The sequence below is a fragment of the Exiguobacterium sp. s133 genome (assembly GCF_018618595.1).
Taxonomy (GTDB): domain Bacteria; phylum Bacillota; class Bacilli; order Exiguobacteriales; family Exiguobacteriaceae; genus Exiguobacterium_A; species Exiguobacterium_A oxidotolerans.
Map to the genome: position 1 here is coordinate 179,704 of NZ_JACSMK010000002.1, position 23,406 is coordinate 203,109.

Annotated in this window: 25 protein-coding genes; 7 read left to right on the plus strand and 18 right to left on the minus strand. The window is 48.4% G+C overall.

From position 1 onward, the window contains the following. Nucleotide 1 precedes the first annotated feature (1 nt). The 13 genes from uvrB to KNP96_RS03565 form a co-directional block, all read right to left on the minus strand. Nucleotides 2-1,969: an excinuclease ABC subunit UvrB gene (uvrB, locus tag KNP96_RS03505; protein ID WP_371816394.1), complete on the minus strand. Its 1,968-nt coding sequence runs from the start codon at nucleotides 1,967-1,969 to the stop codon at nucleotides 2-4. A gap of 204 nt (nucleotides 1,970-2,173) precedes the next feature. Further along, on the minus strand, nucleotides 2,174-3,337 hold the full coding sequence (locus KNP96_RS03510; protein WP_088837757.1) for a PDZ domain-containing protein: 1,164 nt from the start codon (nucleotides 3,335-3,337) through the stop codon (nucleotides 2,174-2,176). 19 nt (nucleotides 3,338-3,356) lie between these two features. Then, nucleotides 3,357-4,775, minus strand: a complete 1,419-nt coding sequence (locus KNP96_RS03515; RefSeq protein WP_088837758.1) for a S41 family peptidase — start codon at nucleotides 4,773-4,775, stop codon at nucleotides 3,357-3,359. Nucleotides 4,776-4,872: 97 nt separating this feature from the next. Further along, entirely contained in the window at nucleotides 4,873-6,207 is a 1,335-nt protein-coding gene (locus KNP96_RS03520) for a murein hydrolase activator EnvC family protein (protein WP_088837759.1), read from the minus strand. Nucleotides 6,208-6,245: 38 nt separating this feature from the next. Continuing rightward, nucleotides 6,246-7,145 (minus strand): permease-like cell division protein FtsX, encoded by a 900-nt coding sequence (ftsX, locus tag KNP96_RS03525; protein WP_029331384.1) that lies wholly within the window; start codon nucleotides 7,143-7,145, stop codon nucleotides 6,246-6,248. Further along, entirely contained in the window at nucleotides 7,135-7,821 is a 687-nt protein-coding gene (gene ftsE, locus KNP96_RS03530) for a cell division ATP-binding protein FtsE (RefSeq protein ID WP_088837760.1), read from the minus strand. The genes ftsX and ftsE overlap by 11 nt, the downstream gene beginning before the upstream one ends. A 199-nt stretch (nucleotides 7,822-8,020) precedes the next feature. Further along, on the minus strand, nucleotides 8,021-8,383 hold the full coding sequence (gene cccB / locus KNP96_RS03535) for a cytochrome c551 (protein ID WP_088837761.1): 363 nt from the start codon (nucleotides 8,381-8,383) through the stop codon (nucleotides 8,021-8,023). Between the two features lie 111 nt (nucleotides 8,384-8,494). Beyond that, on the minus strand, nucleotides 8,495-9,364 hold the full coding sequence (locus tag KNP96_RS03540; protein WP_088837762.1) for a YitT family protein: 870 nt from the start codon (nucleotides 9,362-9,364) through the stop codon (nucleotides 8,495-8,497). Nucleotides 9,365-9,467: 103 nt separating this feature from the next. Then, a complete protein-coding gene (locus tag KNP96_RS03545; RefSeq protein ID WP_088837763.1) occupies nucleotides 9,468-9,971 on the minus strand; it encodes a GNAT family N-acetyltransferase in 504 nt (167 codons plus the stop codon). A gap of 58 nt (nucleotides 9,972-10,029) precedes the next feature. Next, a complete protein-coding gene (gene prfB / locus KNP96_RS03550) occupies nucleotides 10,030-11,130 on the minus strand; it encodes a peptide chain release factor 2 (protein ID WP_034800913.1) in 1,101 nt (366 codons plus the stop codon). Between the two features lie 67 nt (nucleotides 11,131-11,197). Further along, on the minus strand, nucleotides 11,198-13,717 hold the full coding sequence (gene secA / locus KNP96_RS03555; protein ID WP_088837764.1) for a preprotein translocase subunit SecA: 2,520 nt from the start codon (nucleotides 13,715-13,717) through the stop codon (nucleotides 11,198-11,200). A 218-nt stretch (nucleotides 13,718-13,935) separates the two neighbouring features. Further along, nucleotides 13,936-14,499: a ribosome hibernation-promoting factor, HPF/YfiA family gene (gene hpf / locus KNP96_RS03560; RefSeq protein ID WP_026827559.1), complete on the minus strand. Its 564-nt coding sequence runs from the start codon at nucleotides 14,497-14,499 to the stop codon at nucleotides 13,936-13,938. Nucleotides 14,500-14,780: 281 nt separating this feature from the next. After that, a complete protein-coding gene (locus tag KNP96_RS03565) occupies nucleotides 14,781-14,981 on the minus strand; it encodes a cold shock domain-containing protein (protein ID WP_088837765.1) in 201 nt (66 codons plus the stop codon). A gap of 250 nt (nucleotides 14,982-15,231) precedes the next feature. Between KNP96_RS03565 and KNP96_RS03570 the strand changes: the two genes are divergently transcribed. From KNP96_RS03570 to KNP96_RS03600, 7 genes are all read left to right on the plus strand, one after another. Beyond that, complete coding sequence (locus KNP96_RS03570) at nucleotides 15,232-15,738, plus strand: competence protein ComK (RefSeq protein ID WP_088837766.1); 507 nt, start codon at nucleotides 15,232-15,234, stop codon at nucleotides 15,736-15,738. A gap of 93 nt (nucleotides 15,739-15,831) precedes the next feature. Beyond that, nucleotides 15,832-17,676, plus strand: a complete 1,845-nt coding sequence (locus tag KNP96_RS03575) for a hypothetical protein (protein WP_214768845.1) — start codon at nucleotides 15,832-15,834, stop codon at nucleotides 17,674-17,676. Nucleotides 17,677-17,685: 9 nt separating this feature from the next. Then, a complete protein-coding gene (locus KNP96_RS03580; protein ID WP_088837768.1) occupies nucleotides 17,686-17,973 on the plus strand; it encodes an EscU/YscU/HrcU family type III secretion system export apparatus switch protein in 288 nt (95 codons plus the stop codon). Next, nucleotides 17,973-18,365, plus strand: a complete 393-nt coding sequence (locus tag KNP96_RS03585) for a flagellar export chaperone FliS (RefSeq protein WP_214766826.1) — start codon at nucleotides 17,973-17,975, stop codon at nucleotides 18,363-18,365. Before KNP96_RS03580 ends, KNP96_RS03585 begins: the two co-directional genes overlap by 1 nt. Further along, nucleotides 18,365-19,258 carry a flagellin N-terminal helical domain-containing protein gene (locus tag KNP96_RS03590; RefSeq protein WP_214766824.1) on the plus strand — a complete coding sequence of 298 codons (894 nt, stop codon included), beginning with the start codon at nucleotides 18,365-18,367 and terminating at the stop codon, nucleotides 19,256-19,258. Before KNP96_RS03585 ends, KNP96_RS03590 begins: the two co-directional genes overlap by 1 nt. A gap of 18 nt (nucleotides 19,259-19,276) precedes the next feature. Then, nucleotides 19,277-19,717, plus strand: a complete 441-nt coding sequence (locus KNP96_RS03595) for a YaaR family protein (protein ID WP_214766822.1) — start codon at nucleotides 19,277-19,279, stop codon at nucleotides 19,715-19,717. Between the two features lie 24 nt (nucleotides 19,718-19,741). Continuing rightward, nucleotides 19,742-20,410 carry a DUF2225 domain-containing protein gene (locus KNP96_RS03600; RefSeq protein WP_088837771.1) on the plus strand — a complete coding sequence of 223 codons (669 nt, stop codon included), beginning with the start codon at nucleotides 19,742-19,744 and terminating at the stop codon, nucleotides 20,408-20,410. Nucleotides 20,411-20,454: 44 nt separating this feature from the next. On the opposite strand, the gene KNP96_RS03605 is transcribed toward KNP96_RS03600, so the two are convergent. Genes KNP96_RS03605 through KNP96_RS03625 form a run of 5 tightly spaced genes read right to left on the minus strand, consistent with a single transcriptional unit; the run spans nucleotide 20,455 to nucleotide 23,334 of the window. After that, nucleotides 20,455-20,631, minus strand: coding sequence for a hypothetical protein (locus tag KNP96_RS03605; RefSeq protein WP_204251403.1), 177 nt, complete (start codon nucleotides 20,629-20,631; stop codon nucleotides 20,455-20,457). Nucleotides 20,632-20,658: 27 nt separating this feature from the next. Continuing rightward, nucleotides 20,659-21,045: a hypothetical protein gene (locus tag KNP96_RS03610; RefSeq protein WP_239456752.1), complete on the minus strand. Its 387-nt coding sequence runs from the start codon at nucleotides 21,043-21,045 to the stop codon at nucleotides 20,659-20,661. Next, on the minus strand, nucleotides 21,009-21,377 hold the full coding sequence (fliS, locus tag KNP96_RS03615; protein ID WP_088837773.1) for a flagellar export chaperone FliS: 369 nt from the start codon (nucleotides 21,375-21,377) through the stop codon (nucleotides 21,009-21,011). Before fliS ends, KNP96_RS03610 begins: the two co-directional genes overlap by 37 nt. A 15-nt stretch (nucleotides 21,378-21,392) precedes the next feature. Continuing rightward, nucleotides 21,393-22,958 carry a flagellar filament capping protein FliD gene (fliD, locus tag KNP96_RS03620; protein ID WP_214768846.1) on the minus strand — a complete coding sequence of 522 codons (1,566 nt, stop codon included), beginning with the start codon at nucleotides 22,956-22,958 and terminating at the stop codon, nucleotides 21,393-21,395. A gap of 19 nt (nucleotides 22,959-22,977) precedes the next feature. Then, complete coding sequence (locus KNP96_RS03625; protein WP_088837775.1) at nucleotides 22,978-23,334, minus strand: flagellar protein FlaG; 357 nt, start codon at nucleotides 23,332-23,334, stop codon at nucleotides 22,978-22,980. Between the last annotated feature and the right edge of the window lie 72 nt (nucleotides 23,335-23,406).

The window sequence follows — 23,406 nt, forward strand, 5'->3', positions numbered from 1 at the left end:
CTTAGGCACCTGCTTTCAATTCTAATATAAGATCTCGAAGCTCTGCTGCGCGCTCGAATTGCATGTCTTTCGCTGCTTGTCGCATCTCTTGATCCAACTGTTCGAGTAGCGTTTCGCGCTCCGGTTTTTTCAGTTTATTGAATTTCTCCAGTTTTTCGACCGTATCATCACTTTCAATCGTCGTACTGATGACACCGCGAACGTCTTTTTGAATCGTTTTCGGCGTAATGCCGTGTTCTTTATTGAACGCGAGCTGAATGTTGCGCCGACGTTCCGTCTCATCCATTGCCCGTTGCATCGAATCCGTAATCTTGTCTGCAAACAGGACGACGTGCCCTTCCGAGTTCCGGGCCGCCCGTCCGATCGTCTGAATCAATGATCGCTCGGACCGTAAGAAACCTTCTTTATCCGCATCGAGAATCGTCACGAGCGACACTTCCGGAATATCGAGTCCTTCACGAAGCAGATTGATCCCGACGAGTACGTCATACTTACCAAGCCGCAGATCGCGAATGATTTCAATCCGTTCGAGCGTCTTGATTTCCGAGTGCATGTAGTTGACCTTGACACCGTTCTCTTTTAAATAATCGGTCAAGTCTTCCGACATTTTTTTCGTCAATGTCGTCACGAGAACCCGTTCATTTTTCGCAACGCGGTCCCGGATGTTGTCCATCAAGTAATCGATTTGACCCGTGATCGGATGAATCTCGATCGTCGGATCGACGAGTCCTGTCGGACGAATGATTTGTTCGACCATCTCTTTTGAGTGCTCGAGCTCATAAGGTCCCGGCGTCGCTGAGATATAAATTGCTTGACTGACCTTCTCTTCAAACTCTTCAAAACGAAGCGGCCGGTTATCTTTCGCTGACGGCAAACGGAAACCATGCTCGACGAGGACTTGTTTCCGCGCCTGGTCACCGTTATACATCCCGCGGATTTGCGGTAACGTGACGTGCGACTCATCGGCGACGAGCAAGAAGTCTTTCGGGAAGTAATCGATGAGCGTATACGGCGTTGATCCTTCCGGCATCAGGTTTAAATGACGGGAGTAGTTTTCGATTCCTGAGCAGTAACCCATTTCACGCATCATCTCGAGATCGTAGTTCGTCCGCTGCTCAAGACGTTGTGCCTCGAGTAACATCCCGTCTTCACGCATCTTCGCGAGTTGCGTCTCAAGTTCGACTTCGATGTTCGCGATTGCTTTTTGAAGACGTGTGTCCCCCGTCACGAAGTGGGACGCCGGGAAGATTGAGATATGTTCACGGTCGGCGATGATTTCACCTGTCAACGGATCCATGTCGCGAATCCGTTCGATTTCGTCACCAAAAAATTCGACACGGACACATTGTTCGTCTCGTGACGCCGGGAAAATCTCGACGACATCACCACGGACACGAAACCGCCCGCGCTGGAAGTCGATGTCATTTCGTTCATATTGAATGTCAATCAAACGACGGAGCATCTCGTTACGCCCCATCTCATTGCCGACACGAAGCGATAACACATGATTATTGTACTCTTCCGGGTTACCGAGACCGTAGATACACGAGACGGACGCAACGATCAAGACGTCATCTCGCTCAAACAAGGAAGATGTCGCCGAGTGACGGAGTTTATCAATCTCATCGTTGATGGACGAGTCTTTTTCTATGAACGTGTCCGTCGACGGGACATACGCTTCCGGTTGATAGTAATCATAAAAGCTGACGAAGTACTCGACCGCGTTGTTCGGGAAAAATTCTTTGAACTCCGAGTACAGTTGCCCGGCCAGTGTTTTATTATGCGCCAGGACTAACGTCGGCTTTTTAATCTCTTTGATGACGTTCGAGACGGTGAACGTCTTACCGGTTCCGGTCGCTCCGAGCAACGTTTGATGCCGCTCGCCGTTCTTGACGCCGGTGACCAATTGTTTAATGGCAGCCGGCTGATCGCCGCCTGGTTCAAATGGTGACACTAACTCAAAATCCATCGCTAACTTCCCCCTCATTCCGTAAAAAATCTATCTTTATTGTATCACTTTACGAACAAACATTCGATTATGAAGTGCTCCTTCTAGGAAGTTACCCGTTTTTCCAAAAAAGAAAAAGTCCCAGTACGGATTATCTCTGAAAAAGATAAAGTTCACTCAAGAAACAACAACATCCCCTACCACTCACGTGATAGAGGATGTTCATTATTGAAGCGTTCGAATTTTCGTCCGGCGATTCCCCGGCTCACTGACGAACATGATGCCGAGTTCATGATGATCTTGTTCATAAAAAGCCCGTTGTGCAAACCGAACATCTCCATTATGATTCATCACTTCGAGACGTAAGTATGGTTTATGCTTTTGAATCGCTTCATAGAAGCTCGTCTCGGAATCAACAAAATCACCGTTGACCTTATAGATGGCTTCTCCGGGTACGAGCCCCATTTCTGATGCCGGTAATCCAGGGAACGTCCCCAGGATGACGACACCCCGTTTTCCATTGAGGAAAATCGGCGTCGCTGAACGATTCAAACGTTTGACCCGTTGGTGCAAGATGATGTGCAAGACGAGCAGGAGCGGTAGACCGAATAACCATTCTTCCCGGTTCGTCACGTACGCACCAAGTGTCAACAAGACCGCGAGTAACAATGTGATGACGCGACCCCGAATCAATGGACGCATCAACTCAGCCGGCAATTTTCCTGTGAACAGAAAACTGAAGCCGAGCGGGAAAAAGAGCACGAGCGGGACGTACTCCGGAAAAGCGAACCGCGGAAACCATTCCTCGAGACTACTGCCTGGAACAATGACGAGCAACGGAATCAACCACAGTTTGTTCGCGGACAACCCACCGATGAAACGCCCCCGCTTCGATAAGACGAGTGATGGGGACAACTGCTTTTGACCGCGCCACGCGACGAGCGCCAATTCTGCCAGCAGCGTCAAGCTCGCAAGCAACAGCAACGTCGTCGCGTCGACCTCTTTAATCCCGTCCATCCGTTCATCCGTCACGAACCACCCGATAAGTGCCAAAACGCTGAGCGGCCAAAGCGGCAAGTTAAACCGGACGACGCCAATCACTAATGTCACGGCAGCGAGCGCCGTAAAGGCGACAATGAAGACCGGGCTGACGGTCACCTGTAAACTCAAACTGATTGCAGATAAGACAATCCCGACGAGCAGACCGGGCAGTAATGTCTCAAAAATGTCGGTCCGTTGATCGCGTGATTTCGAGCGGAACAAGTTCCGTTCTCGCCTGACGCGACGAATACCGATTACAACACTGACTAGAATGGCTAACCACAGGATTGGACTAGCGATAAGACTAATCACTGTCCAACCGATTCCATCGAATAATTCCACGCCCATTCAGACCTCTTTCCGTGATTTATTCAGCAGCAACTTCAAGTGCCTTGATGCGTTGTACATCATTTTTCGAGTCTTCTAACTTTTTCAAGAGACGTGTCTCCATCTCGGAAGCCGTCACCGGGTCAATCTTACCCGTGACTTCGAGCTTGGCATCTTTTTGAAGTTGTTCGACTGCTTGTTTCATCGTGTCGCCATAATACCCATCCTGCCCTTTCGGATCGTAACCGATCGCTTCGAGCACGAGATGTGCATTTTCGACAGTTTTTCCATAGTCCCCGACATTGAGCGCTTTGTCATCCGTCAATATTTTCGTGACATTGAAATACGCGGGTTGTTTGACTTCAACGGTCGGTTTAACTCCTTTTTTGTGAATCCAGTTCCCATCTGGCGTCAACCATTTGTTCGTTGTCAGCTTCAGGTCACTGCCATCTTTTAAGTCATACGCACTTTGGACGATCCCTTTACCGAATGACTTTGTACCGACGACTTCTGCACCGGCGCCTTCTTTCAGACCGGCGGCTAAAATTTCTGACGCTGACGCGGAACCGCTATCTTCCAACACGACGATGTTATAAGGTTTCTTCGCGTCCGCCTTCCCGAATTCCTGCGTCCGGTCGCCTTTATTGTCTTCGACCTGGAAAATCGGTGTATCTTTCGGAATGAATGGCGCAATCATTTTCGAAACTGCCGTCAACAGTCCGCCCGGGTTTCCCCGGACGTCAATGACGAGTCCATCGATATTCTTCGCTTCGAGAGCAGCGAGTTGCTTTTCGAACTCTTCTGCAGTCGGGTCAGAGAACTGAGTCACTTGGAGTACACCAATCGTTTTCCCGTTCACTTGTTCTGTTTCCGAATAAACGGTCTCAATCGGAATCGTATCGCGTTCAATCGTGATTTTCATCGGGTCTTGTCCCCCGCGTTGAATCGTCAAGACGACCTCCGTCCCTTTTTCACCACGAATCTTTTTGACAGCTTGATCCGTCTTTTGACCTTTCGTCGACTTGCCATCGATTTCTATAATGACGTCACCCGGCTTGATTCCTGCTTTTTCAGCGGGTGCCCCTTTAATCGGAGCGACGATGACAATTGCCTCACCCTTTTGCTCCAGTGTCGCGCCAATTCCTTCAAACGATGAAGACAGATTCGTGTTGAACGACGCCGTTTCCGATTCATCCATGTAGACCGAGTAGGGATCGTCAAGCACTTCCGTCATCCCACTGAGTGCTCCTTCAAGCAATTCTTGATCCGTGACATCTTCTAGGTAATACTGTGAAATCATCTGGCGGACTTGATCAACCTTTTTCCAGTCCCCCGATTCGCCCGATGAACTGGTCGTCACCGTGTCGGTACCACCTGTTGCTAACATACCGACTGCGCCTGCCCCTAGGCCAAGTCCGAATGTACTGACTGCTATGACTGCCGTTGTAGATTTTTTCACGCTTGATTCCTCGTTTCCGGTGTAAACCTGCTATTTTTTTCAGTATAGCAAAAAAAGATAGGTTACCCTATCTTTTCGCTAAAGAGCTATAGGTCAATCAAAAGATGTACGGGGCTGGATCGACCGCGTTCGGTTGTCCGACCGCCCACTCCCCTTGATGAATCTCAAAGTGAAGATGAGGACCAGTCGACCAGCCTGTCGAACCTAACTTTCCGATGACCGTCCCCGGCATGACCGTTTGCCCTGCCTCCACGGCGACGGAATCAAGATGTCCGTAAACCGTCGTCCAGACTTTCCCGTCGATCAGATGGGTGATCATCACGACATTCCCGTATCCTGTCGCACTTCCGGCGCGCAGGACGATACCACCCGCCGCCGCCTGAATCGGTGTTCCTTTAGCATTGACGAGATCGATGCCCGTATGAATCTCCGACTTGCCGGTCAACGGATTGTTCCGTGGACCGAACGGGCTGGACACGTAACCGGAGACAGGTAATTGAAATGGCTTTGCATGATCCGTCGCAGATGGTACCGGTTGCGTTTTCGTCGTTGGCGATGCCGTCCGGTCCGCTGCCTGCGTGTCGTCCGCTTCCTCTTGCTCACGTTTCGCTGCCTCGATACGGGCGAGACGTTCTGCTTCCGCCTTTATCTTTGCTTGTTCAGCGGCACGTGCTGCTTCTTCGAGTTCCGTCAGTTGCGTGCTAATCAATTGTTGCTGATCTGCTAAGATTTGGGCTTCTTCCGCCTTCGTGAACTGCTCCTGCTTCAATTGTTTGACCTGATCGTTCAATTGGACGACCAGTTTTCGTTTCAACTCAGATTCCGCGATAATCCGCGTCTGCAGAATCAACAGTTTCCGTTGGTCTTTTTTTAGCTGACCGAGGATGAGTTCTTGACTTGCGCGTTGCTCCGTCAATTCCGTGACATTTGCTTTATAGGCATTCAAAACACCATCATCTTGTTTAATGATTTCACTGACAGTACTAAAACGCGAGATTAAATCGCCAAAATCTTTTGAGTCGAGCAACACTTCGATGTATTTGATGTCGCCATCCCGCTGAACGGCACGAAGCCGGTTCCCAAGTAAATCTTCCTGCGCCCGTAACTCGGACAATGTTTGTTTAATCGCTTCTTCAATCGCTTGCAACTCTTCTTTTGATGCAGAAACAGCCGCTTGTTGATCTGCAATTTCACTCGCTAAATCATCCAAACGGCTGTTGACTTCATCCAAACGCTCCTCTGCGAGGCGGCGTTCTTTTTTCGTCAAGATTAACTTCTCAGATGTCTGATTCTGTGATCGTTCCGTCTCTTGCAGACGGGACTCGATCTCCTGTTGTTCCTTCAACAATTCTTCTTTAGACACGGCGTGAACGGATACACTTGAACCAACCAGGGCCAAGCTGAGCACAGCTGAACAGAATCGAACCTTCATGAGAAGCATCTCTCCTCTATATTTTGTTTTTGCGTAACTTATACTTTTAAGAAACGTCCGAGTGACGTCGTTGATCCCCATACTCCGATGAAGGCACCGAGCGCAAGTAAAATCAATGCGACTTGAACGGATAGTTCACCTGGTGGAATCAAGTTAAAGATTGATGCATTTAAAGATACGAGTTGTGGTTGAAGGGCATTGTATGTCACTTCATAACCAAAATAAACGACAGCGATTGGAATCAATGCTCCGAGTACACCCATCAAGAGTCCCTCGACGAAGAACGGTGCACGGATGAAGCCGTTTTTCGCTCCAACGAGACGCATGATTTCGATTTCCCGACGACGCGAGAAAATCGTTACTTTGATCGTATTCGAGATGAGGAACATCGCCATGAAGGTCAGACCGACAATTAAGATGATTCCACCGACGCGTACCCCTTCAAGGAAGTTGAACATCTTCTCGACGTAATCTTCGCCATACTCGACACTATCTATATTTTCCATTTTTTTGACTGTATTTGCAATAGTTTCTGTCTCATTTGGTGAAGTTGCTTTGACGATGTAGCGATCGTGAAGCGGGTTATCCTTCTCGACCGACTGGTACGCCTGCGATCCTTCTCCTAACTGTTCTTTAAAACGATTCAGTTCATCTTCTTTTGAACTGTACCGGACAGACGCGACACCCGGCATCTGTTCTAATTTTGAACCAACGGCGTCGATTTTTGCTTGATCGGCCTCGCGTTCGACGAACACTTGAATTTCGACGTCTTTTTCGACGTTGTCTGAAATTTTGTTGACGTTGAACATGACCATCGCAAAAATTCCGACGAGTAATAATGTCACGGTTACGGCACTGACAGAGGCGAATGTCATCCAGCCGTTTCGGACAAGACCTTTCGACCCTTCCCGTAAATGACGGAATCCATTAAACTTCATAGCCGTACATTCCTTTCTCTTCGTCACGGACGATTTTTCCACCGTCAATCGCCAGTACACGATGACGCATTTTGTTAACGATGTCTCGATTGTGTGTCGCCATTACGACCGTTGTCCCACGGCGATAAATCTCTTCGAAGACCTCCATGATTTCCCATGCCGTATCCGGGTCAAGGTTTCCTGTCGGCTCATCAGCGATGACGAGTGACGGACGGTTGACGATGGCTCGGGCAATCGAAATCCGTTGTTGTTCCCCACCCGATAACTCATCGGGATAGTTCCGCGCTTTATGTTTGAGTTTGACGAGATCGAGGACTTCGTTTACTTTTTTACGGATTTGCGCTTTGTCGTCTCCGACAACTTCGAGTGCGAATGCGACATTTTCATAAACCGTCAATGACGGGAGGAGTTTAAAGTCTTGGAAGATGACGCCGATTTGGCGACGGAGTTCTGGAATTTGACGGTTTTTTAATTTACCGACTTCGATTCCTTTAAACAAAAATGAACCGCTCGTCGGTTTCTCTTCGCGGTACATCATCTTCATGAATGTTGATTTGCCGGCTCCAGAAGGACCAACGATATAGACGAACTCACCTTGATTGATCGTCAAATTGACCTCACGAAGTGCAGTGACTCCGTTCGGGTATATTTTACTAACTTGTTGCATCTTGATCACTTACTTCACATCCTTATTTGATTACTGGGGTGATCAGCTAGGTCTTAAAACCTACCGATTCCCATTATAACAGGCATGAAAAAAAACCACATTACAATCAAATGTCAATTCCGGCTGTTTTTCATAAAAAAAGGGATAAGAAATGACGAACACGTGTCGTGTCTGTCATCTCTTATCCCATACTATCACATAGTTATGCTTATTTCTTTTCTGCTAACCAATCAGCAACAGCAACGATTTCTTCGTCTTCTTTCAGGATTCCGGCAGGCATTTGCCCTTTACCGTTCTTGATGATGTCCTGAATCTCTTCAGACGAATACTTTGAACCGACTTTTGTTAAGTTTGGTCCAACATTTCCTTCTAAATTGTTCCCGTGACATGAGGCACAGTTATTCGCGAAGATTTTTTCCGCATCAACTGCTGATTCTGTTTTTGAAGAATCATCATTCATCGACGTGTCTTCTTTCGTTGTATCCGAAGAACTGGAATCATCACTGCCGCAAGCGCCGAGTACGAGTGTCGCGCCAAGTCCTGCCGCGAGTAAAAGATTTTTTAACTTCATCCGTATACCCCCCCTTAAAAAATACCAATCAACGTTCTTACCTATTAGAGTATAACCGTTCTTGATGTTTTCTAAGCGTGATTTCACAAAAACTTCACGTTTTCGATGTGTTTACGGAACATTGTGATACCGTTTGTCATCCGTGAAGCCAAGCCCGAGTACTTCATGGGCCTCACTGACGACAAGGAACGCTTCCGGGTCAATGTGTTTGACGATTTCTTTCAACGTCGTGATTTCACCTTGACGGACGACGACCATCAGCATCGGCTTCCGCTTCCGTGTATAGGCACCCGCTGCCTCGATTTCCGTTGCGCCGCGATCGAGTGTCTGGAAGATCTCTTTAACAAGGGCTTCCCGTTGATCAGAAATGATGTAGGCCAGCTTATCGTTCGTGATTCCGAGCTGGACGATATCAATCATCTTAATCGTGATGAACAAGGCGACGAGCGCATACAGACCAATTTCGAGCGAGAAGATAATCGCGGCACTGATGACGATTGTCCCGTCAAGCAAGGCGATGCACAAATGAATCGGTAACTTCGTAAACCGGTGTAGAATCTGGGCGATTAAATCCATCCCGCCGGTCGACGCCCGACCTTTAAAAATCAGACCGAGTCCGATTCCGACGCCGGCCCCGCCAAAAATCGCAGCGAGCATCGGATTCATCGTCGCTGCCGGGACCTCGAACCGTTCATAAATCAAGATGACGACGGGCAAAAAAATCGATCCGACGAGTGACTTGACGCCGAACCCCATCCCGAGAATCATCCAGCCGATCGCGAGTAATAGGACGTTCGCAACGAGCTGGAACAGTCCGGGTGAAATCCCGAATAAATCATTCAAGACAATCGATAGCCCACTGACCCCTCCTGAGGCGAGTTGATTCGGTGCGAGAAACAGACTGAACGCACTGGCGACGAATAATGAACCTAATAATAAATAAATATAGTCGCGAACGACTTCCTGACGCGTTGATGTCATGGCGTTGCATTTCCCCTTACCTTAAAATCTAGAACCCGTTTTTTATTTTAGCGCAAAAAGGGAAGTGACGACTAGCCCGTCCGACCAACTCGCAGTGGTTCTCTTATACCGCACTAAAGGGTTTCGGATAACGGACCGTCCCTTTGACGCCCGTTAAGCCATTTCGGACGAGCGGCATGACGAGAAATACTTCAGCCGGGACCGGGAATGGTGCTTCAATCCCGTAATCGATCGCCCGTTCGAATCCGAACTGGGGATAATAACTGTCGTGACCGAGCACGACGATGTGGTGTTCCCCCGCTTCCCGGGCGTCCTCGATGACTTGGCGGATCAACTCTGACCCGATGCCTTTGCGTTGCCAAACCGGCATGACCCCGACCGGCGCCAGGGCGAGCGACGGGACGTCCTCGATGTAAATCCGGCTCAGCAAGACGTGCCCGACGATTTCGCCCCGGTCAGCGACGGCGACCCGGCTGAAACGTGGTGCCGCCTCGTCATCTTCCCGTAAGGCGTCGACTAAATCCGCTTCAGCCGCCTGTTCGAACGCTGCTTCATGCACGCGGCGAATCGCGGCTGCATCCTTAAATTTTTCCTGACGAATGATCATCTCATGTCCTCCTTTTTGAAAAAAAACCGTCGACTTGACCGTCGACGGTAGGTGCTTCTTACATATTGAGTAAACGAAGGTAGGCATCGATGAAGCCCATGATGTCTCCATCCATTGCCCCTTGCGTATTCCCGACTTCATAGTTCGTCCGGTGATCCTTGACCATGCTGTATGGATGGAAGACGTATGAACGAATTTGGCTACCCCACGCGATATCCGATTTTTCGCCACGGATTTCATCGAGTTTCTTTTGTTTCTCCTCGATTTCACGTTGGTAGAGTTTCGCTTTCAACATCTTCATCGCCGCTTCACGGTTCTTGATCTGCGAACGCTCTTGTTGACACGAGACGACGACGCCCGTCGGCACGTGCGTGATCCGGACGGCTGAGTCGGTCGTATTGATGTGCTGTCCACCGGCACCTGACGCCCGGTACGTATCGACACGAAGATCTTCCGTCCGAATGTCGATATCGATGTCATCGTTGAACTCCGGCATGACGTCACATGAAACGAACGATGTATGACGGCGGCCTGACGAATCAAACGGTGAAATCCGGACGAGACGGTGGATTCCTTTTTCCGCCTTCAAGTATCCATAGGCATTGTGCCCTTGAATACGGAGCGTGACCGATTTAACACCGGCTTCGTCACCTGGTTGGTAGTCCATCGTCTCGACTTTCCAGCCCTGTTTGTCGCAAAAACGTTGGTACATCCGGAGTAACATCGAAGCCCAATCTTGCGACTCGGTCCCACCCGCACCCGGGTGCAGCTCAAGAATTGCGTTGTTTGCGTCATATTCTCCGTTCAACAAGATTTGTAATTCAAACTCGTCGAACTTCTGTTTGATGTCACCGAGTTCCGACTCGAGTTCTTCTTGTAACTCGACGTCCGGCTCTTCTTTAATCAATTCATACGTCAGGACGATGTTTTCGTGTCCATCGGCGAGGTGTTGGTACTTATCTACCATCGCCTTCAAACCGTTCGACTCGTCGATGACTTTTTGCGCTTCTTCTTGATTGTTCCAGAAGTCCGGGAACGTCATCTCGTTTTCGAGCTCTTCGATCCGGGAAATCTTCGTTTCTAAATCAAGCGATGCCTTATATTCTCCGAGTTTCTTCTCCATCCACTCGGCGGTGTTGCGTATTTCTGCTAATTCCATTGTGTTCCACCTTCTCTTTCCGTCAAAAGAGGCAGGAATCTCCCGCCTCTTTCAGTCGATTCATCACTTATGCCTGACGGCCGTGACAGTTCTTGTATTTTTTACCGGATCCGCACCAACATGGGTCGTTGCGTCCGATTTGGTCGTTCGGATTTTTGCGGACAGGCGCTTTTTTGACGACCTTGTCCTCTTTGCCTGAGACGGCGACTTCATCCTTGACGACTTTTTCGCGTTTCAAGTTCGGGTCAAGATCAGCACGAAGGACGAATTGTGTCACTTCTTCCGCGATCGCCGCGTTCATTGTATCGAACATCATTGAACCTTCCGACTGGTATTCCCGCAGCGGATCGTTTTGACCGTAAGCACGAAGGTGAATCCCTTCACGCAACTGATCCATCTGATCGATGTGGTTCATCCAGTGTTGGTCGACGGCACGTAAGACGATGACTTTTTCAAACTCGTCAAACGCTTCAGCCGGTACTTCCGACCGTTTGTGTTCGTAGTGTGCGAACGTCCGCTCTTTGAGCAGTTCGATGATTTCTTCGCGTTCTTTGCCGAACAACTCTTGTTCCGTCACTTTTTCTTCGACGGCAAGTGTCTGGTTTGACCAATCCGCGAGTGCACCGATGCTCCACTCTTCCGGTACGAACTCGATTGGCGTGTACTGATGCACACCTGATTCAATCGTTTGTTCCATCATCGGACGAACGATGTCTGAGACAGACTGGGCGTCAAGAATCGCTGCCCGGTCCGCGTACATGACTTTCCGTTGATCAGCCATGACGTTATCATAACCGAGGACTTGTTTCCGTGCGTCGAAGTTATTTCCTTCGACCCGTTTTTGAGCGGACTCAACGGCACGTGAGACCATCCGGCTTTCAATCGGTTGCGAGTCGTCCATTCCGAGACGATCCATCATCGATTGCAGGGAATCGGATCCGAAACGGCGCATCAATTCATCTTCGAGTGAAAGATAGAACTGGGATGCCCCCGGGTCACCTTGACGACCGGCCCGGCCACGTAACTGGTTATCGATCCGGCGTGATTCGTGACGCTCTGTCCCGAGAATGTAGAGACCGCCTTTTTCGATGACACCTGCACCGAGCTTGATGTCGGTACCGCGTCCGGCCATGTTCGTCGCGATCGTGACCGAGTTCGCTTGTCCCGCGTTCTCAATGATTTCTGCTTCCCGTGCATGGTTTTTCGCGTTCAAGACTTCGTGGCGGATGCCGCGTTTCTTGAGAATCCCGCTGAGGAGCTCAGACGTTTCGACGGCGACTGTACCGACGAGGACCGGTTGTCCTTCGCGGTTGGCACGTTCGATTTCGTCTGCAACAGCAGCGAATTTCCCGTTCATCGTCTTGAAAATCAAATCAGGCTGATCGTTACGGATGACGGGCTTATTCGTCGGAACGGGAACGACATGCATGTTGTAGATGTTCCGGAACTCTTCTTCCTCGGTCTTCGCCGTACCGGTCATACCGGCAAGCTTCGTATACATCCGGAAGAAGTTTTGATACGTGATCGTTGCAAGCGTCATCGATTCACGTTGAATCTCGACGCCTTCCTTCGCTTCAATCGCTTGGTGCAGTCCTTCTGAGTAACGACGTCCTTCCATGACACGACCCGTGAATTGGTCGATGATCATGACCTCATCTTCCCGAATCATATAGTCGACGTCGCGGTGCATGACGGAGTTCGCACGGAGCGCGAGACTCAAGTGATGGTTGAGGGCGACGTGCTCGAGACCAAACAGGTTGTCGATGCCAAAGTATTTTTCAGCGCGGTCGATGCCTTGCTCCGTCAACAGCACACTTTTCGTTTTGATGTCGACCGTATAGTCTTCATCTGCCTTCATCATCTTCGCGAACGTATCTGCTTGTGAGTAGAGGGCCGTCGATTTCTCAGCAGAACCTGAAATGATCAACGGTGTCCGTGCTTCATCAACGAGGATCGAGTCGACTTCATCGACGACAGCATAAGAAAGCGGACGTTGAACACGGTCTTCTTTATACAGGACCATGTTGTCACGCAAGTAGTCGAAACCGAACTCATTGTTCGTTCCGTACGTGATATCACAGCTATAGGCTGCTTGTTTTTCTTGACGCGACATGCTTGACAGGTTCAAACCGACCGATAGACCGAGCGCCGCATAGAGCGGCTCCATGATGTCACGGTCACGTTTCGCCAAGTATTCGTTGACGGTGATGACGTGGACGCCATTGCCGGCGAGTGCGTTCAAATAGACAGGAAGCGTCGCGACAAGCGTTTTCCCTTCCCCTGTCTTCATTTCAGCAATATCACCGTTGTGAAGGACATATCCCCCAATTAATTGGACACGATAATGGCGCATGCCTAAGACACGCGTCGATACTTCACGACAGACGGCGAATGCTTCCGGCAAGATATCATCTAAATCTTCTCCGCCCGCAAGACGCGTCCGGAACTCCACCACTTTACCTTCTAATTCTTGATCTGATAAAGCACCCATTTGTTCCTCGAATGCTTCGACGGCGTCTGCCACTTTTTCTGCTTTTTTCAGGACACGTTTCGTCGGTGCGAATAACTCTTTTAGAAAATTAGCCATGCCATACAGTCCCCTTACTTCGAACGATTCTTTATATGAACAGAATTCCGAGATTTTTCCTTTATTCAGTGTACCGAATACAGCGTCAAATTTCAACAAGCGGACGACGTGACGTCTCGTCCTGTTCAATCTATGTAGCATACGCATCGACTTAAGATATAGTTTTCTAACATATCAAAAAGGGACCCACTCCTAAGAGCGAGTCCCTTGTACATTCATTATTCTGGTTCAATCAAGCCGTAACGACCATCTTTTCGACGGTAAACGACGTTCGTGTTACCCGTTTCAGCGTCTGAGAAGACGAAGAACGTGTGACCGAGCATGTCCATTTGAAGAATCGCTTCTTCCGTATCCATCGGCTTGAGTGTGAAACGTTTTGTTCGAACAAGTTCGAGTTCCGCTTCATCCTCTTCGTAGACAGGTGCTTCTGCCTCCGGTCCTTCGAGCGTTTTGAAGTATTCGCCAATGCCGCCTTCTTTGGCGCGTCCTCTCCGGTTGATTTTCGTTTTATGTTTCCGGATTTGACGTTCGAGCTTATCGACGACGAGGTCGATTGCTGCGTACATGTCGCCATTTACATCCTCTGCACGAAGCAAGAGATTTGGCATTGGAATCGTCACTTCGACTTTCTGTTTCTCATTGTTGACTTTGAGATTGACATAAGCCGTCTGCGCTTCCGTAGGAGTTGTAAAATAACGAGTTAACTTTTCAAGCTTTTTCTCGACGTAATCCTTGAGAGCATCTGTGACGTCCAAGTTTTCACCGCGAATGTTGTAGATCATGTAAACTCCTCCTTAAGTAACCGGTTGAACCTATGAATTCGCTAAACTTCAGTCGTTTCCTTCTGAAGATTCAAAATTCTTTTGGTTCGTATTTATTATACCACGATAAATGATACAAGGAAATGAAAACGATGACATTCTGTTGAACATCCCCCTCAATCTTTAGCGTACTATAATAGTTTTGTGTGGTGATATTAGCGTATATACCCTTACGAAACTAAATCGAAACAAAAAAACCGCCTTTAGACAATGCCTAAAGACGGTGGCGGCTGCTATTCGGATTAAAGTTTTGTAACGTTCGCAGCTTGTGGGCCACGATCGCCGTCAACGACTTCAAACTCAACTTCTTCGCCTTCTTCAAGTGACTTATAGCCGTCTGCTTGAATTGCTGAGAAGTGGACGAAAATGTCTTTTGCGTCCGATGTCTCGATGAAGCCGTAACCCTTTTCAGCATTAAACCATTTTACTTTACCTTGTTCCATTCGAATTCACGTTCCCTTCGCAAACCAGAGTTCGAGAGCAAGCTCTCTACCGCTTAGTCTATCAAAAGAAGGAATTATTGACAATTGAAAATTCTGATTAATGCGAATTCATTGATGATTTTAAATAAATAGCGCGATCTATTGCTGTTCTTTTCAAAAAATTACATTGTCATTACAGGTGTAGTATTGTATTATATCGTTAGTAATTACCTATTTTATCCATTGTCCTAATTGAGGAGGATGTAGTCGAATGCGACCATTCCATAATGACGAAAAATACCGAATCACGAAACGGACCGTCGCGATCCTGCCGTGCTATGACATGATGAAACAATCCATCATCGTCCTAGAAGACGGCTCAACGATCATGACCCCGCTTCGTCCGTATCAACTCCTGCAACTATCTTGCAGGCAGTACAACAGTTCCATCGAGGAACGGATCGTCACGGCAAAACGTGTCGCTTCCGTCAAAGGAAAAGTTCCAGTCGTCATCGAACCGACGCTCGGTCTTGTCTTTTTCCCTACCAAATCACCAAAACGTGATGATTGCGAGTGGTACGCCTGGAGCCACATGTCCGACGTCATCGAGGAAGACGGACAAACGAAACTCCAAACTCGTAATGGCATGATCCTTCCTGTAAACGCCTCTCCTTACATTGTCCGTAACCAAATGAAAGCAACTGGCGAGCTGATGGCTCGTTACCAACAATTGAACGCGATGACACTAGAGGAACGCTTTAATTCAATTAAACATTAAAAAAAACGGGTTGGGCGATAATTTCGCTCAATCCTTTTTTATTTATGCCGATATATAATAAGATGAAGAAATTATGAAACAGGAGGTGCCTCGATGAACATCCAGTTGCAACCAAATAGTCCGGCCGTTCCGTCGCCACCGACGACGTTGTCCGACAAAAAGACGTATAGCGGGACTGTCCTTGAAAAAACGGGTCCGCATACAGCGCTCGTCCAAGTCGGACGCGACCAAATCGAGATGACGTTTACAGGTGACGTCCCAACAGGAGACTTCCAGTTTAAGGTAAAGGGAGCGACAGCAGAAGGCTATTTGATTGAACAATTGACGGATACCCCGGACACAGCGCCGACAGGCTCCGTCAAGACCGATGCAACTGGCATCGATCCGACCTTACTCGACGAATTGCCACAAGAGTTAAAGCAAGCTGTCGCCCGATTGCTTGCGACAGGACAATTGCCGCAAACGAAGGAAACCGTCGCTCGGCTCGTCGCCGCTCTTCAGGGAACGTACAAAGATCTCGTCGTCGCTCTCGTCTCACGCCCTTCCGACAGTGCCTTGCCGACGGACGTCGATGCGTTGATCAGCAGCCTGCTGACTGAAACGGATTCACTCGTCGACCTTTTACCGGAACGTCAGGCCGTCGTCGATAAACCGACACTCGGCACTGCCATCGCGCTCGACGTTGCTCGAACGACCTTGCCGACACAAGCAGACATCGAGCAAGCGAATGCGCCAAGACTTCGGCAAATCGCAAATCACCTGCCCCTGAACGAGCAAGCCGCGATTGTCGAAACGATCGAACGTGGTGCTTTGACGCAGGCACGGGAGCAACTGCGTCCGCACTTCCCCGTCACGCTCAAAGCGCCGGAACCGACGAAGCTCGAGCAGTTAACGGCATTGACCGCTGCGCGCCAGACGACGGAACCCGTCCGGTCGGCGTTAACGGTCGTCCGCGAAGTCACGCCACGGCTGGCCGAGATGACGAACGACTTCCGGAGTAATCAGCGAACGATCGTCTCGCAACTCAAACAGATTGAACCGCTCGTTGAAGGGCGTCCGGCACAGATGGCACAAGTCATCGAGAGTACGGCGAACCGGCTTCGCCAAACGTTCCAACAGACGGATGCGATGCTCCATACATCGATGCGGGACGAAAAACAATTGATTCAGTGGCTCTCGAAACTGGAGCGCGGTGCCGATCTTGCCGCAACTGGTCGCGGGACGGAAGCAAAAGCACTTCTCCAGGAAGTCCGGATCGGATTCGAAGCGTTCCGCTTCACACCGGCGAACGTCCGAACGACGTACTTACCGGAGCTCAATCAACCGGTTCGTCCTGTCAGCGGACAAACACAGACCTCACAAACACCGAGCCGCCCGCTGCCATATGAACCAAGCCAAAACAGCCCGCGCGTCTTACAGGAGACGGTCCAAAAAACACTCCAACTGCAGACGGCCGAGTTGAAGCTCGCGACACCAGCCGCGAACCCGGAAGCAGCGAAACTGCAAACATTCCTGGCGACACAACAACAAGTCAATAAACCGGATGCCAGTCAACAGCTCCAACAATTGTTGCTCGCCCTTCCTATTCAACTTGTCGAAGGGACAGCCGGCTTACACGTCCATCTGCAAAATAAACGCCCGGACGAAGTGATTGACTGGGAAAACAACACACTCTATGTCCAGCTTGAGACACCGCGGCTCGGCGATATCGGCGTCCGCGTCGAAACGGTCAACCGGAAGATGCAGATTACGATTGAAAATGATGTGCCGATTCTCGAGCGACTGGCAACCCCGTTCCTCGAGCGGACGACCGAGGCGTTAGAAGCGACCGGCTTCCAAGATGTCCGGATTCGCTTCAGTCCATTTACAAAAGAACAGGCGACGCCAGAACCTGTCAAACCGGCAGAGACACCAGCTGGCTACGATTACCGGATTTAAGGAGGAGCCATGTATCAAAAAATTGATTTAAAACATAGAAAATCAGCTGCCGTTCTACGGTATGATGAACATTCAGGCAACGCTCCCGTCGTCGTCGCCCGGGCGACCGGGCAAGCCGCCGACCGGATTTTACAGGAAGCGCGCGCCAGTGGTGTCGCGATCGAACAGGATACATCGTTGCTCGGTCACTTACTCGACCTCGATCTTGGAACGGCGATTCCGCCACAACTCTACGACGTGATGGCCGAATTATTGTTATTGATTGAAGAACTCGATCATGCGAAAGGACGGGACTGATGACAGAACAGGAACTGTTTCAAATGACACCGCAACAATTGACGGAAACGATGCTCCAGGGACTCGTCTTGCAATACGACCGGTCGTTGCTCGCCCGCGACGACAACCGGTTCGATGAAATCAACGAACGGTTGCAAAAAGCGTATCAACTCTTAACGAAACTACAAGCAGGGCTCCATGACGACGGTGGCATCATCACCGGTCAACTCGACGCCCTTTACCAGTATTTAGCAGACCAGACGTTACAGGCCTACCGGACGCCACTCGTGTTAGACGAACTGCTTCAACTCGCAGAAGAACTGCTCGTCACGTGGCAAGCCGCCAGTCTGAAAAAAGAACGACCGCTCGTCCGGGCGGCACACCATGAACGGTATGAAGGGATGGATTATTAATGCGGATCACCAATAACGTACAGGCACTGAAAGCGTACCGGAATTTAAGTGCTAACCAACTGAACGTCAAGACGACGATGGATAAACTGTCGAGCGGACAAAAAATCAACCGCAGCGCCGATGACGCGGCCGGTCTCGCCATCTCGGAGAAGATGCGGAACCGTCTCAAAGCGCTTGATAAAGCGGAGCAAAACGTCCTCGACGGAATCTCGATGGTTCAGACACTTGAAGGCGGCATGAGCGAAACACATAACTTATTACAACGGATGCGCGAGCTCGCCGTCCAGGCCGGCAACGGAACACTGGCGACAGAGGACCGGACAGCCATCCAGGAAGAAATCAACCAATTGACAAATGAAGTCTCACGAATCGCGCAAACGACGCAGTTCAACGGGAAAGACTTATTGACGGGTAACTTCAGCACGGAAGACAATGCGATCTTCATCCAGACAAACATAGGCGCGAACGAAGGGATTTCCTTAACGATTGACGATATGCGGGCGCAAAGCATCGGCATCAGCACGACTACCCAGCTGAACACCGATGTCCGCAAACTCGATGTCCCAAGCGTCGACGGCACACCCGAATACGCCCTCAGCGTGATGACGGAACAGGACGCGAATGATGCCATCAGCCGTTATACGCAAGCAATCGACACGGTTTCAGCGCAACGGTCGAAACTCGGTGCCATCCAAAACCGCTTCGAAGCGATGACATCCGTCCTCAGCGTCAGTAAAGAAAACTTGACGGCATCGGAGTCGCGGATTCGTGATGCTGATATGGCGCGTGAAATGATGGAATATGCAAAATACAATATTTTGAATCAATCCGGAATGGCAATGATTGCCCAAGCGAACGCTTTACCGCAAGGCGTCTTACAACTACTCAACTAATCAAGGAGGACGACAGCTATGGATATCCGGCGCATCCAAGAAACGAGCCGCCTGCAGACACCGAAGACCGGACCACGCGAGGTCGAGGCGTCGACGACGTTTTCTGCGTTGATGCAAGATAAACGCGAGCATAAAGGCTACGAACGGCTTCAACAAAAGTTGACACTCGTCGAAGAACACGGACAATTGCTCGCCGAGAGCCAGACGATCGAGAACCTCGAGAGCTACAAAGAGAAAATCAAGGACTTCCTAAAAGATGCCCTTGATCAATCGCAGCAACTCGAGGAAAAACGCGGCTTCAACCGGCGCGGACGGACGAAAATCTACAAAGTCGTCGAACAGGTCGACACGAAGCTGCTCGAGCTGACAAACACCGTCATCTCCGGTGAGTCACGCCGTCTCGACATTCTCGACCAAGTCGGAGAAATCAAAGGGATGCTCGTCAACGTCTTTGTCTAAATCGATCCCGAGGAGTTTTATCTAATGCCTGCTATCTACTCAAAAAAATGTAAATGCCCGTACTGCTTGAAGGAAACAGAAACGAAGCGCGTCTTAAGTCGACAGATCCGTGTCGTGCAGACCGACTTCGACGGTTTCATTCACTATGACGGACCAAACGTCTATTATTACGAACCGGTTCAATGCACCCATTGCCGTTTCATCTTCCATGAAGCGTTCGAGAAGCTCCGTCCGGACGTCCGGGAACGACTGACGACGGACATTCTTCCCGCTTTACCGGTGTTAGCGTTCGCTACGACTGAGCGGACAGCGGAGCAGGCAATCCAGCTTTATAAGCTTTGTCTTTATAGTGCTCAAGTGACACTCCAAAAAGAGAGTATCCTCGCGATGCTCGGCGTCCGAATCGCCTGGTTAAATCGTTTGCTTGCAAACAAAGAGCAGGAAGTGCTCTGGATGGAGCGGTCGGTCGAGAAGTACGAAGCGCTTTATCTCAATTATACCGATGCTGTCCGGACCGGGATTCCGCATGATGTTTTATTATTACGAATTGCCGATCTCTATGCGAGTCTCGAGCGGACAGATGACGCGAAGCAATGGTATAGCCTTATCTTTCAGAGTCAAAAAATATCTGACCGAATCAAAAAAGAGGCACGGGAACACTGGGAACTGTATCGGGAACGGCACCAAATCTAAATATCATAACAAAAAAGGACATCCATACAGGATGCCCTTTTTTGTTACGACTCGCGTCGATATTTTTCTTCTTCATAGACGTCAGGCCCGTCCGAAATCGGGCGTTCCGCCTCTTCCCAAGATTCGGACTCGACGTCCGGTTCGATGAATTGATCGTACGAACCATCTGATCGGTAAAACGGTTTCGGCACGGTACGTTTTTTCTCTTCACGTTTAGTCACGCAAGATCCCTCCCTGGAATAAGAAAGTTACTGACGAGAATCAAAATATGGTGAAAAACTACCTTCGACTTCTTCGTACGGGTCGATATACGATTTCCGGCTGACTTTCGTCTGTCGGAGTTGATTGATTTGTACCCCTAATTTAGCGGTTTCTTCAGATAATTTCAAGTCCAGTTTCCGACTTTCGGCGACAAGCTCTTGAATAACCGCTTGATTGGCCCCGGCAAGCAAGTTCGAATGAGCGGCAATGAACGCTTCCCGTTCATTCAGCAAGTTTTGAATCTTGACGACCCATTCGTCATAAACTTCTTCCTCCGGTGTCTGCTCAAGTAGTTCCATCAAATGTTTCGTCTTCAGGCGCAGCGGATCGAGTGGACTCATCGTTGACGGGCGAGCTTCATCGCTTCTTTCCATGTTTCACGAAATTCTTCCGCGAACCCAATCACTTCGTCAATCGCCGTCACATCATTTTTGATGTTCGCATCAATCAAGCGTCCCTGCATGTAATCATATAAATTATTTAAATCCGTTGATAGAGCAATCGATTTATTGAGCGTCAGTTGGAGCTCCATGATGATGGCCTGCGCTTTTTGAATATACGTGTTTTTATCTTGAATATTTCCTTGTTCGATATTACGTTTCGCCATCATTGCAAACTTAATCAGTCCTTCATACAACATCAACGTCAAGTCTTGCGGCAATGCTGTCGTCACCGAGTTCGTTTGGTACGTCGCATATGGATTCATCGTCAGAAACCCTCCTTATTGTCCTAAGTATGAAGCGAGTGTTGCCGATTGACTGTTCGCTTGATTCATTGCCTGTTCCATCGCCGCGAAGCGGCGGTAATAGGCATTTTCTTTAGCTGTTAATTTGTCTTCCCATGAAAGGATACTCTTATCGACGTCAGCAAGTGATTGGCCGAGACGATACGTCGTCGCGACTGCACCATCTAGACCTGCAACCTGTGATACTTTACTCCGCATAGTAGTTGCAAATACTTGAATTTGACGAACAAATCCATCTAATCCATTAGAATTTTGTGTAAGACTTCCATCTGGATTCGTAACCGGTCCTGGTGCATCCGTCGTAAACAACTTGTAAACTCCATCCGGTTGTTCTTCGAGCATTTTCTTCAACTTCGTTTCATTAATTTGCAATTTACCACCATCACGGAAATCGCCTGTAGTTGTAATTCCAATTTGTGACATATAGTTCAAGGCAATCGTATCCGTTCCTGATTGATATGTATAACCGGTGTCAATTTTTGAAGAAATCGCACTGCGAAACTGGTTCATCCCGCTTTGTAAATAACTATCATTACGTAAGATACCACTACTTGCTTTTTCTTCCCATTTTTTAATTTCATCGTCACTTAATTCTGTTCGTTGAGCATCAGTTAACGGCTGATAATCTCTATACTTTTCTTCATTCACTTTACTATTCATTTTATCAATCATATCGTTGTATTTATCAACGAATTTTTTAATAGAATCAAAATTTGTTTGCACATCAAGTTTTGTATTCAATGTTGTTGGTGTTGTCGATATCTTGTTTAAAGTGATTGTTAATCCATTTTGTGTAAACGTGTTTGTTCGTTGTTCTAATTCTTGACCACCAATTGTATACTTGGCATTTTGACCCTCTTGCCCTAAAGTAGCGGTTTGAGAATTTACTTTCTCTATTCCAGCATTAACATCTACAATCGAAATGTCTGATCCGTTCGGATTAAGTTTTCCTGTATTCGTTTTCGTTAAAACTAGTTTCCCTGTAATTTCATTATAGACTGCATTCATGCCAAGACTTGATTTACCATTAATCGCTGCAGTTAAATCAGAGATTTTCTGTGTAGCATCGAGTGAAATCGTTTCATTAATAGCCGTTCCATCAGAAGAAAACGTATTGATTTGAACATTAATTTTACCGTTAACGTCTGCTTCAAATAAACCACTATCTGTAAGTGTGGTGCTACTTGGTCGACCTGCCGTTATTGTCATACTCACAGAAGAAGCTGAAGCTAGCTGACCAATACTGTCAATCGTTACACTTCCGGTACTTGCTATAGAACTTGCAGAAACACTTACTATTGATAAATCAGAGCTGGTCACAGTTTTTGCTGTATAGTTTTTAGATAAAATCATATCACTTGCTGCTGTTCGCAGGTCAAGCAATGCTCGGTTAATTTCTCGATATGCATCACGTTGCCACGTCAATGTTTGTTTCTTTTGGGCTAAACGATCGACTGGCGCACGTTCCACCTGCATTAATTGTTTAATCATCGTTTCCGTATCAATCCCACTTGCGAGACCACTTAATCGAAGTACTGCCATCCAATCAGTCCTTTCTAAATTAAACCCGTTTATCGATTAATTGATTAAATTCCATAAATGCAGCGAAAAAATCCAATTCTTTTTTACTTGGAATTTCTTGCACGACATTATCATTCATATCAACGATTTGAATATAAAATTCATTTAGTTTTTCATGTTTTACGAACTTCAAACCAGTCCGTTGTATTTCGAGTTGGGAGTTCGCTTTTTCAATTGCTGTTTCAAGCTTCGTAACATGTTGAGATGTAGGCAAGACGACAACCCCATCTTGCTCTAGTTCTTCTTGGTTCGCTTCAACAAAGACGTTCCGTGTCGCTTCGTATGATAAGACGTTTGCAGGCAGGTGAAGCCGAATCTCCGTATTAATGGAATTCATAGACCAACACTCCTTATTTATTCTCTATGTAGTATATCGGCATTGTACTAAAAAATTATAATAGACATTTTA

Bases quoted from the DNA above. Each gene is read 5' to 3' on its own strand.
- uvrB (WP_371816394.1), bottom strand. From the start codon at position 1,969: ATGGATTTTGAGTTAGTGTCACCATTTGAACCAGGCGGCGATCAGCCG.
- KNP96_RS03510 (WP_088837757.1), bottom strand. From the start codon at position 3,337: ATGGGCGTGGAATTATTCGATGGAATCGGTTGGACAGTGATTAGTCTT.
- KNP96_RS03520 (WP_088837759.1), bottom strand. From the start codon at position 6,207: ATGAAGGTTCGATTCTGTTCAGCTGTGCTCAGCTTGGCCCTGGTTGGT.
- ftsX (WP_029331384.1), bottom strand. From the start codon at position 7,145: ATGAAGTTTAATGGATTCCGTCATTTACGGGAAGGGTCGAAAGGTCTT.
- cccB (WP_088837761.1), bottom strand. From the start codon at position 8,383: ATGAAGTTAAAAAATCTTTTACTCGCGGCAGGACTTGGCGCGACACTC.
- KNP96_RS03540 (WP_088837762.1), bottom strand. From the start codon at position 9,364: ATGACATCAACGCGTCAGGAAGTCGTTCGCGACTATATTTATTTATTA.
- KNP96_RS03545 (WP_088837763.1), bottom strand. From the start codon at position 9,971: ATGATCATTCGTCAGGAAAAATTTAAGGATGCAGCCGCGATTCGCCGC.
- prfB (WP_034800913.1), bottom strand. From the start codon at position 11,130: ATGGAATTAGCAGAAATACGCAACACCGCCGAGTGGATGGAGAAGAAA.
- secA (WP_088837764.1), bottom strand. From the start codon at position 13,717: ATGGCTAATTTTCTAAAAGAGTTATTCGCACCGACGAAACGTGTCCTG.
- hpf (WP_026827559.1), bottom strand. From the start codon at position 14,499: ATGATCTACAACATTCGCGGTGAAAACTTGGACGTCACAGATGCTCTC.
- KNP96_RS03565 (WP_088837765.1), bottom strand. From the start codon at position 14,981: ATGGAACAAGGTAAAGTAAAATGGTTTAATGCTGAAAAGGGTTACGGC.
- KNP96_RS03570 (WP_088837766.1), top strand. From the start codon at position 15,232: ATGCGACCATTCCATAATGACGAAAAATACCGAATCACGAAACGGACC.
- KNP96_RS03575 (WP_214768845.1), top strand. From the start codon at position 15,832: ATGAACATCCAGTTGCAACCAAATAGTCCGGCCGTTCCGTCGCCACCG.
- KNP96_RS03580 (WP_088837768.1), top strand. From the start codon at position 17,686: ATGTATCAAAAAATTGATTTAAAACATAGAAAATCAGCTGCCGTTCTA.
- KNP96_RS03585 (WP_214766826.1), top strand. From the start codon at position 17,973: ATGACAGAACAGGAACTGTTTCAAATGACACCGCAACAATTGACGGAA.
- KNP96_RS03590 (WP_214766824.1), top strand. From the start codon at position 18,365: ATGCGGATCACCAATAACGTACAGGCACTGAAAGCGTACCGGAATTTA.
- KNP96_RS03595 (WP_214766822.1), top strand. From the start codon at position 19,277: ATGGATATCCGGCGCATCCAAGAAACGAGCCGCCTGCAGACACCGAAG.
- KNP96_RS03600 (WP_088837771.1), top strand. From the start codon at position 19,742: ATGCCTGCTATCTACTCAAAAAAATGTAAATGCCCGTACTGCTTGAAG.
- KNP96_RS03610 (WP_239456752.1), bottom strand. From the start codon at position 21,045: ATGGAAAGAAGCGATGAAGCTCGCCCGTCAACGATGAGTCCACTCGAT.
- fliS (WP_088837773.1), bottom strand. From the start codon at position 21,377: ATGAATCCATATGCGACGTACCAAACGAACTCGGTGACGACAGCATTG.
- fliD (WP_214768846.1), bottom strand. From the start codon at position 22,958: ATGGCAGTACTTCGATTAAGTGGTCTCGCAAGTGGGATTGATACGGAA.
- KNP96_RS03625 (WP_088837775.1), bottom strand. From the start codon at position 23,334: ATGAATTCCATTAATACGGAGATTCGGCTTCACCTGCCTGCAAACGTC.